At 66.2% G+C, this 9,822-nt stretch carries 8 protein-coding genes and 1 tRNA gene; 4 read left to right on the plus strand and 5 right to left on the minus strand.

The window, feature by feature from the left end:
• Window positions 1–5: 5 nt before the first annotated feature.
• Genes araA through ACWDTP_RS00715 form a run of 4 tightly spaced genes read right to left on the minus strand, consistent with a single transcriptional unit; the run spans window position 6 to window position 4,913 of the window.
• Window positions 6–1,517 carry an L-arabinose isomerase gene (gene araA, locus ACWDTP_RS00700; protein WP_450015542.1) on the minus strand — a complete coding sequence of 504 codons (1,512 nt, stop codon included), beginning with the start codon at window positions 1,515–1,517 and terminating at the stop codon, window positions 6–8.
• Window positions 1,514–2,227, minus strand: a complete 714-nt coding sequence (locus ACWDTP_RS00705; RefSeq protein WP_450015544.1) for an L-ribulose-5-phosphate 4-epimerase — start codon at window positions 2,225–2,227, stop codon at window positions 1,514–1,516. The genes araA and ACWDTP_RS00705 overlap by 4 nt, the downstream gene beginning before the upstream one ends.
• Window positions 2,224–3,891 (minus strand): ribulokinase, encoded by a 1,668-nt coding sequence (araB, locus tag ACWDTP_RS00710; RefSeq protein ID WP_450015546.1) that lies wholly within the window; start codon window positions 3,889–3,891, stop codon window positions 2,224–2,226. The genes ACWDTP_RS00705 and araB overlap by 4 nt, the downstream gene beginning before the upstream one ends.
• On the minus strand, window positions 3,888–4,913 hold the full coding sequence (locus ACWDTP_RS00715; protein WP_450015548.1) for a LacI family DNA-binding transcriptional regulator: 1,026 nt from the start codon (window positions 4,911–4,913) through the stop codon (window positions 3,888–3,890). The genes araB and ACWDTP_RS00715 overlap by 4 nt, the downstream gene beginning before the upstream one ends.
• A 324-nt stretch (window positions 4,914–5,237) precedes the next feature.
• Between ACWDTP_RS00715 and chvE the strand changes: the two genes are divergently transcribed.
• The 4 genes from chvE to ACWDTP_RS00735 are packed head-to-tail and all read left to right on the plus strand — an operon-like array spanning window position 5,238 to window position 9,385.
• Window positions 5,238–6,365, plus strand: a complete 1,128-nt coding sequence (chvE, locus tag ACWDTP_RS00720) for a multiple monosaccharide ABC transporter substrate-binding protein (RefSeq protein WP_450015550.1) — start codon at window positions 5,238–5,240, stop codon at window positions 6,363–6,365.
• Between the two features lie 23 nt (window positions 6,366–6,388).
• Window positions 6,389–7,900 carry a multiple monosaccharide ABC transporter ATP-binding protein gene (gene mmsA / locus ACWDTP_RS00725; protein ID WP_450015552.1) on the plus strand — a complete coding sequence of 504 codons (1,512 nt, stop codon included), beginning with the start codon at window positions 6,389–6,391 and terminating at the stop codon, window positions 7,898–7,900.
• Window positions 7,897–9,129, plus strand: coding sequence for a multiple monosaccharide ABC transporter permease (mmsB, locus tag ACWDTP_RS00730; protein WP_450015553.1), 1,233 nt, complete (start codon window positions 7,897–7,899; stop codon window positions 9,127–9,129). The genes mmsA and mmsB overlap by 4 nt, the downstream gene beginning before the upstream one ends.
• A gap of 1 nt (window position 9,130) precedes the next feature.
• A complete protein-coding gene (locus ACWDTP_RS00735) occupies window positions 9,131–9,385 on the plus strand; it encodes a hypothetical protein (RefSeq protein ID WP_450015555.1) in 255 nt (84 codons plus the stop codon).
• Window positions 9,386–9,528: 143 nt separating this feature from the next.
• Here ACWDTP_RS00735 and ACWDTP_RS00740 read toward each other — a convergent pair.
• Window positions 9,529–9,602, minus strand: a tRNA-Met gene (locus tag ACWDTP_RS00740).
• Window positions 9,603–9,822: the final 220 nt, after the last annotated feature.

Genomic DNA, 9,822 nt, shown 5'->3' on the forward strand with positions numbered 1-9,822 from the left:
TCCGGTCAGAGCCCCGCGGCGACACGGTGATACACGTCGTTCCACCTGAGCTCGTGTTCGAAATCCCGCACCGTGGTGGCGGCGTCGATCACCAGCAGCTCGGTGTCGGTCATCGCGGCGAAGTCGGCGATGGTCTGTGACCCGATGGCCGTCGTCAGCACGGTATGGTGCGGCGCGCCGGCCATCAGCCACGCCTCGACGGAGGTGGACCAGGTCGGCAGTGGTTCCCACACCGCGCACGCGACGGGAAGGTTCGGGAGTGCCGCGGTCGGTTCGACCACCCGAACCTCATTGGCCACCAGCCGGAAACGTGATCCCATATCGCAGATGCCGATGACGACCGCGTCCGCGGGGGCCGCGGTGAACCGCAACCGGACCGGATCCTCGCGATCGCCGATCGACAGCGGATGCACTTCCAGCGCGGGGGTCGCGCCCGCGATACTCGGGCAGACCTCCAGCATGTGCGCACCCAGGATCCGCTCGCGCCCCGGCGTCAGATCGTAGGTGTAGTCCTCCATGAAGGAGGTACCGCCCGCCAGCCCTTCGGCCATCACCTTCACCGTGCGCAGCAGGATCGCGGTCTTCCAGTCGCCCTCACCGCCGAACCCGTAGCCATCGGCCATCAGTCGCTGCACCGCCAGCCCCGGCAGTTGACGCAACCCGCCGAGATCTTCGAAGTTCGTGGTGAAGGCGTGGAATCCACCGTCTTGCAGAAACTTCCGCATACCCAATTCGATCTTGGCTCCGTCGCGCAGCGACGCGTGCCGGTCACCACCGTGACGCAACACTTCGGCGACCTGGTAGGTGTGCTCGTATTCCCGGACCAGCTTGTCCACCTCGGCGGGCCGGACCTGCTCGACGACGTCCACCAGGTCGTTGACGCCGTAGGTGTTGACCGACGCCCCGAAATGGGCTTCGGCCTCGACCTTGTCGCCCTCGGTGACCGCGACACCGCGCATGTTGTCGCCGAATCGGGCGACCTTCAGCGTCGACAGCTCGGCGGTGCCGAGCGCTGCCCGGACCCATGAACCGATCCTGCGACGGGTCTCCGGCGCACCGACATGCCCGGCGATGGTCTTGCGTGGGTGTGACAGCCGCGACTGGATGTAGCCGAACTCGCGGTCACCGTGGGCGGCCTGGTTGAGGTTCATGAAGTCCATGTCGATGCTGTGCCAGGGCAATTCGACACCGAACTGGGTGTGCAGGTGCAGCAGCGGTTTGCGGAGGATCTTGAGCCCGCGAATCCACATCTTGGCCGGCGAGAACGTGTGCATCCAGGTGATGACGCCGATGCAGTCCTCGGCCGCGTTGGCGTCGGCGAACACCCGCGCGATCTGGTCGGGCTCGGTGACGACCGGTACCCAGCGGACCTCGACGGGGATCTCGGTACCGCCGTCGAGCAGTTCGGCGATCCGGCGGGACTGGGCGGCCACCTGGTCCAGGATGTCGGGCCCGTACAAGGACTGGCTCCCGGTGATCAGCCACACCTGGCCGGTGACGAGGTGGGACGCGATCATCGCTGGTCCTCCTGGAAAGGTTCGGGGCGTCGGCCGTTCTGGCCGTATACGTTCTGATAGCGGTCGAACAGCGCCGAGACGTCGTCGGCGTCGATGGGCGGGGCGACACCGAGTTGTCTGCTGATGTGGACCGTGCGCGCCACGTCTTCGACCATCACCGCGGCCTTGACCGCTTCGCGCGCCGTCCGGCCGATCGTGAACGGTCCGTGGCTGCGCATGAGCACGGCACGCGATCGGCTGCCCTTGAGGGTCTCGACGATGCCGCGGCCGATGGAATCGTCGCCGATGAGAGCGAACGGCCCCACCGGGATGTCACCGCCGAACTCGTCGGCGATCATCGTGAGCACGCACGGTATGGGTTCCCCCCGGGCCGCCCAGGCGGTCGCGTAGGTGGAGTGGGTGTGCACCACGCCACCGACCTCGGGCATGTGCCGGTACACATAGGCGTGCGCTGCGGTATCCGACGACGGTGACAGCCTTCCGTCGACCAGGTTTCCCGCGAGGTCGCAGACCACCATATCGGCGGCCGTCAGCGAGTCATAGTCGGCCCCTGAGGGTTTGATCACCATCAGGTCGCGGCCGGGCACCCGGGCCGAGACGTTGCCCGCGGTCCAGATGACCAGCTCGTAGTGGGTCAGCTGGGCGTGCAGATCGCAGACCTCTTGGCGCAGTTGCGCGATGACGCGGTCAGTGTCGGACGTGATGGTCATGACGGGACTCCAACGGCCTCTCGGGTTCCGATCCGGCGCAGTCGCCGCATCATGTCGTTGCCGCGCCCGAACCAGTCGTAGGCCGCGACGTACTCGCGGTAGAGCCGGTCATACGCCGCGGCGTTCTCGGGAATCGGTGTGTAGGCGTCACAGGTTCGCCTGCCCATCTGCCCGGCGGCCGCGCCGACGTCGCCGAACGCGCCCGCCGCGGTGGCCGCGTGGATCGCCGAGCCCAGCGCGGGCGCCTGCGCGGAGGGCACGATCGACAGCGGTAACCCGACGGCATCGGCGTAGATCTGCATCAGCAGGTCGTTCTTCAGCAGCCCGCCTGCCACCACCAACTCGGCCACCGGAACACCGCTGCTGACGAACGTCTCCACGATCATCCGGGTCCCGAAGGCGGTCGCCTCCAGCAGCGCCCGGTACATGTCGACGCAGGTGGTCTCCAGGGTCTGCCCGATCATCACCCCGGACAGCTCGTGATCGACCAGCACCGAACGGTTTCCGCTGTGCCAGTCCAACGCGACCAGGCCGTGTTGACCGACCCGTTGGCGGCTCGCGAGCTCGGTGAGATGGCTGTGCAGCGACACACCGCGACGACGCGCCTGCACCTGGAAGCTCTCCGGGACACAGTTGTCGACGAACCAGCCGAAGATGTCGCCCACCCCCGACTGTCCGGCCTCATATCCCCAGCTGCCCGCACTGATCCCGCCGTCGACCACGCCGCACATCCCCGGGACATCCCGTAGCACATCGGAATTCATCACGTGGCAGGTCGATGTCCCCATGATCGCGACCAGCCGCCCCAGCTGCAGCGCGTTGGCCGCCGCGACGGTCACGTGCGCGTCGACATTGCCGACGGCGACGGGGATGCCCGCGGGCAGCCCGGTCCACCGCGCGGCCTCGGCGGTGAGCACCCCGGCCCGCTGCCCGAGTTGGCCGACCGGATGGTCGAGCTTCTCGGTGACGAAGTCGGCGAAACCGGGCCGCACCTCGGCGAGAAACTCCCGCGACGGATACCGGCCGTCCTGCCTGATGCCCTTGTACCCGGCGCTGCAGGCGTTGCGCACGTACCGGCCGCACAGTCGCCACACGATCCAGTCGGCGGCCTCGACGAAGTGATCCATCGCCTGGTACACCGCCGGGTCCTCGTCGAGGATCTCGAGCGCCTTGGCGAACTCCCATTCGCTGGAGATCAGCCCGCCGTAGCGCGGCAGCCAGGGTTCACCGCGTTGGGCCGCAACGGCATTGATTCGGTCGGCCTGCGGCTGGGGGGAATGGTGCCGCCACAGTTTGACGTAGGCGTGCGGCCGGCCGGCGAACTCATCGAGTTCACACAACGGCGTCCCGTCGCCGCGTACCGGCACCATCGTGCAGGCGGTGAAGTCGGTGCCGATCCCGATCACGTCGGAGGGGTCGATGCCAGCAGCCGCCACCGCCCGCGGCACCGCGGAACGCAGAACGTCGACATAATCGGCAGGGACCTGTAGCGCCCACTGTGGCCGAAGCCGCACCGCGCTACCCGGTAACGCATCGGTGATGACCCCGTGCGGATAGGCGTGTTCGGCACTGGCGAGCTCGTGGCCGTCGCTGACCCGGACCACCAGCGCCCGGCCGGACAGCGTCCCGAAATCGACTCCGACCGTGTACTTCTCATCGCTCACGTGGTCTCCTCGTACCGTTGGGTGCTGTCCCGGATGATGAGTTCCGGCCCGAGGAGCGGCACATCGACGCTCACGCCGTCCAGGGTCGCCATGACAAGGTCGATCGCACCCCGGCCGACCGCATGGAAGTCCTGGCGGACCGTGGTCAGTGCCGGATTGAGGTAGCCCGCCTCGGGGATGTCGTCGAATCCGACGACGCTGACGTCGCGCGGCACCGAGATCCCGGCCTCGGCGAACGCGTGCAGCACACCGATGGCCATCTGGTCGTTGGCGACGAACAGCGCCGTCGACTCCCCCCGCCGCGCCAGTTCGCGGCCGATCCGGTAGCCGCAGGCCGGGGTCCAATCGCCCTCGAACGACACCCGGGGAGTCAGCCCGGCGGCGCGCATCGTCTCTTCGTAGCCGGCCAGTCTCCCCTTGGCCTCGGTCCAGTTCGACGGTCCCGCAACATGGTCGATAACGCGATGGCCGAGATCGATGAGGTGGCGGGTAGCTTGGCGGGCACCGTCGATCTGGTCTACGCCGACACTGAGTCCCCGGCCCGACAGATCTCCCTCGACGACGATCAGCGGCGACCCGGCATCCACCGAGTGCGCGACGTCGAGAGCCTCCTCCTGCGCGGCGATCATGACGATGGCCTCGACCGACTGCCGGGCCAGATGATCCAGTGCGTCCCGGAGCGTCTCGATGGTCACCTCGGCGAGCGGCACCAGGCTGGAGAAATAGCCCGCCGCGCGGGCGGCCTCCTGGACCGAACGCTCGATGCTCGACGGTCCGTACAAGGCGCTGTTTGTGCCGACGATGCCGATGATGCCCGATCGCCGGGTCACCAGGGCGCGCGCCGCGGTGTTGGGACGGTACCCGAGCTGCTCGATGGCCCGCTCGACCCTGGCCTTGGTGGCCGGCCGGATCTGCAGAGAGCCATTGATCACCCGCGACACGGTCTGGTGGCTGACCCCGGCCAGCCGGGCGACGTCGGCCATCACGGGCTTCGGTGTCGCGGGCTGGGCTTGGCTACTCATCGGGGGCTTCCTCATCATTAGTCGCTGCCGATCAGGGATCCGGCTCTGCGCGGTCGGGCCGAACGACGTCTCGACAGCCCCGTTCTCCGGGGTCTGCCGTCACCCGCAGCTACCTTCGGCAGGCGGCGAGAGCACGTGCGGACGTGGTGTGACCGCCGTTACACAGCCCGAATGTTAACGCTCACATTCCGGACCTGTCAATCAGTTGTCAGCACTCAACATTCGTGGTGTGCGAGCCCTTGACACGGGCGTGATGGCCGTCACAAGATCATCGATGTTAGCGCTCACATCAACCGGCTCGCATAACTCGGACAGGCGACCGCGATGCGAAGCAATCCAACCGGAGGAATCATGCGCAAGAGCTTTGTTCGAGTCGTGGGCGTACTCGCCACGCTGGCGGCGATCACCAGCGCCGGGTGCGGACGCTCGACCACCACCGAGGCAACCGACAGCGGCGGGCAACCCACGGGCACGGTCGGCATCGCGATGCCGACCAAGTCCTCGGAACGCTGGGTCGCCGACGGCGACAACATGGCCAAGCAGTTCCAGTCACTCGGGTACGACACCGATCTGCAGTACGGGGACGACGTCGTGCAGAACCAGGTGTCCCAGATCGAGAACATGATCACCAAGGGCGTCAAGGTTCTCGTCATCGCCCCGATCGACGGCTCGTCGCTGACCCAGACCCTGCAACGCGCGGCCGATGCCCACATCCCCGTCGTCAGCTACGACCGGCTGATCCGCGGAACCGGAAACGTCAACTACTACGCGACTTTCGACAACTTCAAGGTCGGTGTGCTGCAGGCGAGCTACATCGTCGACAAGCTCGGGCTCGCATCGGGCAAGGGGCCGTTCAACATCGAACTGTTCGCCGGCTCCCCCGACGACAACAACGCGACGTTCTTCTTCGACGGCGCGATGAGCGTCCTGCGGCCCTACATCGACAGCGGCAAGCTGGTCGTCAAGAGCGGCCAGACCTCCTTCGACCAGATCGCCACACTGCGCTGGGACGGCGGACTCGCCCAGTCGCGGATGGACAATCTGCTGAGTAAGGCCTACACGAGCGGCCGGGTGGACGCGGTTCTGTCCCCCTATGACGGCATGTCGCTCGGCATCATCTCGGCGTTGAAGAGTGTCGGCTACGGTACGGCGGCCAATCCGCTGCCGGTCGTCACCGGCCAGGACGCCGAGCTGGCCTCGGTGAAGTCGATCATCGCCGGCGAGCAGACCCAGACCGTGTTCAAGGACACCCGTGAGCTTGCGAAATCCGCTGTCCAGATGGCCGATTCACTGCTCAAAGACGGGACACCCGAGGTCAACGACACCACCACCTACGACAACGGCGTGAAGGTGGTGCCGGCATTCCTGCTCAATCCGGTCAGTGTCGACAAGACCAATTACCAGAAGGCCCTCGTCGACTCCGGCTACTACACCCCGGCGCAGCTGGCGTGACGGCGACCGGGTCGATTCTCCAGATGCGGGGAATCACCAAGCAGTTCGGCAACGTCACGGCGTTGAGCGAAGTCAACCTCTCGGTACGGCGGGGTGAGATCCACGCCATCTGCGGCGAGAACGGCGCGGGAAAATCGACGCTGATGAAGGTGCTCAGCGGGATCTACCCCCGCGGCAGCTACCACGGTGAGATCGTATTCGACGGCCAGCCCTGCGATTTCAAGGACATCCGGTCCAGCGAACGCCGCGGCATCGGCATCATCCACCAGGAGCTCGCACTGGTACCGGTGCTGTCCATCGCCGAGAACATCTTCCTCGGCAACGAACACGCGTCGGCCGGAGTGATCAGCTGGCACGAGACCATGACGCACGCCCAGCAGCTGCTCGACAGGGTGGGGTTGCGCGAGAGCCCACGCACCCGGATCTGCGACATCGGCGTCGGCAAGCAGCAACTGGTGGAGATCGCGAAGGCCCTGTCCAAGCAGGTGAAGCTGCTCATCCTCGACGAACCCACCGCGGCGTTGAACGACGAGGACAGCCGGCATCTCCTCGACCTGATCGCCGAGCTCAGAAGGCAGGGCCTGACCTGCATCATCATCTCGCACAAGCTCAATGAGGTGATGCGGGTGGCCGATACCGTCACGATTCTGCGGGACGGCCGGACCATCGAGACCCGGCCGATCGAGCCCACACTGACCGAGGAGCACATCATCCGCGGCATGGTCGGCCGCGACATGGTGGACCGCTTCCCCGAGCGGGAACCACACCCCATCGGAGATGTCACGTTCGCGATCGAGAACTGGACGGTCTTCCATCCCCTCGATCAACAGCGCAAGGTCGTCGATGGAGTGTCGCTCAATGTGCGGCGCGGCGAGGTCGTCGGCCTGGCCGGCCTGATGGGCGCCGGCCGCACCGAACTGGCGATGAGCGTGTTCGGCCGCAGCTACGGCAAGTATGCGGGCGGGTCGGTGTTCAAGGACGGCAAAGAGATCCGGACCCGCACCGTATCGGAGGCCATCTCCCATCGCATCGCGTACGCCACCGAAGACCGCAAACAATACGGGCTCAATCTGATGGACGACATCGCGCGCAGCGTCACGCTGGCCGCGCTGCCGAAGGTGAGCCGGCTCGCGACCATCAACGAGCACGACGAGACCGTCGTCGCCGAACGATTCCGCAAAGACATGCGGATCAAGGCGCCCTCGGTGCGGGCGACCACCGGCAATCTCTCGGGCGGCAATCAGCAGAAAGTCGTGCTGAGCAAGTGGATCTTCGCCGACCCGGATGTCCTGATCCTCGACGAGCCGACCCGCGGCATCGACGTCGGCGCCAAGTATGAAATCTACGCGATCATCAATTCCCTTGCCGCCCAGGGCAAAGCCGTGATCGTGATCTCCTCCGAACTGCCCGAGCTGATCGGCTTGTGCGATCGCGTCTACACCCTCAACGAGGGGCGTCTCACCGGTGAGGTGTCCCGCGCGGAGGCGACCCAGGAGACGTTGATGCGTCACATGATGAAGGGACCGACCCCATGACGACCACCCCGACGCTGGACACGGCGCCGAGCGCACCCGCTCCGCCACCGTCGAACTCCTACACCTCGCGACTCAGGACCGCCCTGCGCGGCAATGTCAGGCAGTACGGCATGGTGGTCGCGCTCGCCGTGATCGTCATCCTGTTCCAGGTCTGGACCAGCGGGATCCTGCTCAAACCACTCAACGTCACCAACATCGTCCAGCAGAACGGCTACATCCTGGTGCTGGCGATCGGGATGGTCATCGTCATCATCTCCGGTCACATCGACCTGTCCGTCGGCTCGATCGCCGGATTCGTCGGCGCCATGTCCGCGGTGCTGATGATCCGCCACGACATGTCGTGGCCCCTCGCCGTCACGGCCTGCCTGCTCCTGGGTGCGCTGATCGGTGCATGGCAGGGCTTCTGGATCGCCTACGTCGGCATTCCGTCGTTCATCGTGACGCTGGCGGGCATGCTGGTGTTCCGCGGCGCGACCCAGTATCTGCTGGAAGGGCAGTCGATCGCACCGTTCCCGCACAGCTTCAGTCAGGTCAGCAGCGGGTTCCTGCCCGAGCTCGGCGCCGCCAGTCTCTACCATTGGCCCACGGTCATTCTCGGCGTGCTCGTCATGACGGCGGCCATCTGGCAGCAGGTCCGACAGCGACGAACCCAGTCCCGCTACGGATTCGACGTGACCCCGGTCGGCTGGTTCGGTCTCAAATGCACGGCGATCGTCGCTGCCCTCGCCGTCTTCACCCTGCTGCTCGCGAGCTATCGGGGCGTGCCGGTCGTCGGCATCATCCTGGCCGTGGCGTTCGTCATCTACGCGTTCGTCATGCGCAGCACCGTGTTCGGGCGTCAGGTCTACGCCGTCGGCGGCAACGTGGCGGCGGCGCGGCTGTCCGGGGTGAAGGCCAACCGGGTCACATTCCTGGTCTTCGTCAACATGGGGCTGCTCTCGGCGCTGGCCGGCCTACTCTTCGCGGCGCGGCTCAACTCCGCGACGCCACAGGCCGGCATCGGGATGGAGCTGGAGGCCATCGCCGCGGCGTTCATCGGTGGCGCTTCGGCCAACGGCGGGGTGGGAACCGTGTTCGGCGCCATCATCGGCGGCTTCGTCCTCGGCGTATTGAACAACGGGATGTCGCTGATCGGGATCGGCAGCGACGTGCAGCAGGTCATCAAGGGGCTGGTGCTGCTGGCCGCGGTCGGCTTCGACATCTACAACAAGAAGAAGGGCAGATCCTGATATGCCGGACGGAGGCATCGCGGATCGCTTCTCACACGACATCGTCACCTTCATGCGCAGCTGGGCGCCATACGGCGGCCCGCCCGCCGAGGAGGTGCTGTCCGAATTCGGGCTGACGCGGGATCAACTCCTGCAGCGTTACCAACAGATCCTGGCGTCCGAGGCTGAGCGCCGCGAACAGGAGCTTCGCCAACCGTGGGTGCTGGTGCGTCGGGAGCGCCTGCGCAGGCAGGCTAAGCAGTCACCGGCGAGCTGACGGCTCTGGGCCGCACCAGGATTGGTCTGCCCGCGACGAGCTGAGCATGTCCGTCCGCCTTGGTAAGGCGAATCGTCACACATCGGTTCACCGACGATATGAGAACGGCCCCCGGAGGAATCTCCGAGGGCCGTTCTACCTAGTAGCGGGGACAGGATTCGAACCTGCGACCTCTGGGTTATGAGCCCAGCGAGCTACCGAGCTGCTCCACCCCGCGTTGGTGAATTCAAGGTTACCGGGAGCCTTGGGCATGCTCCAAATCGGGTGCTCAGAGGCGGTTTTTGAGCTGAATCGCGGCGAGTAGCCCGACCGCGAGGCACCCCGCCACACCCGCGAGCAGACGCCCTGGTACCCCGAATTGCCCGAAATGGGGTACCTACGCGACTGCTCGCCGGAAGCGCTGTGTGCCGAGCAGACGCAAAACTGCCCAATTTCCG

The sequence above is a fragment of the Mycobacterium sp. NPDC003449 genome, assembly GCF_053588415.1.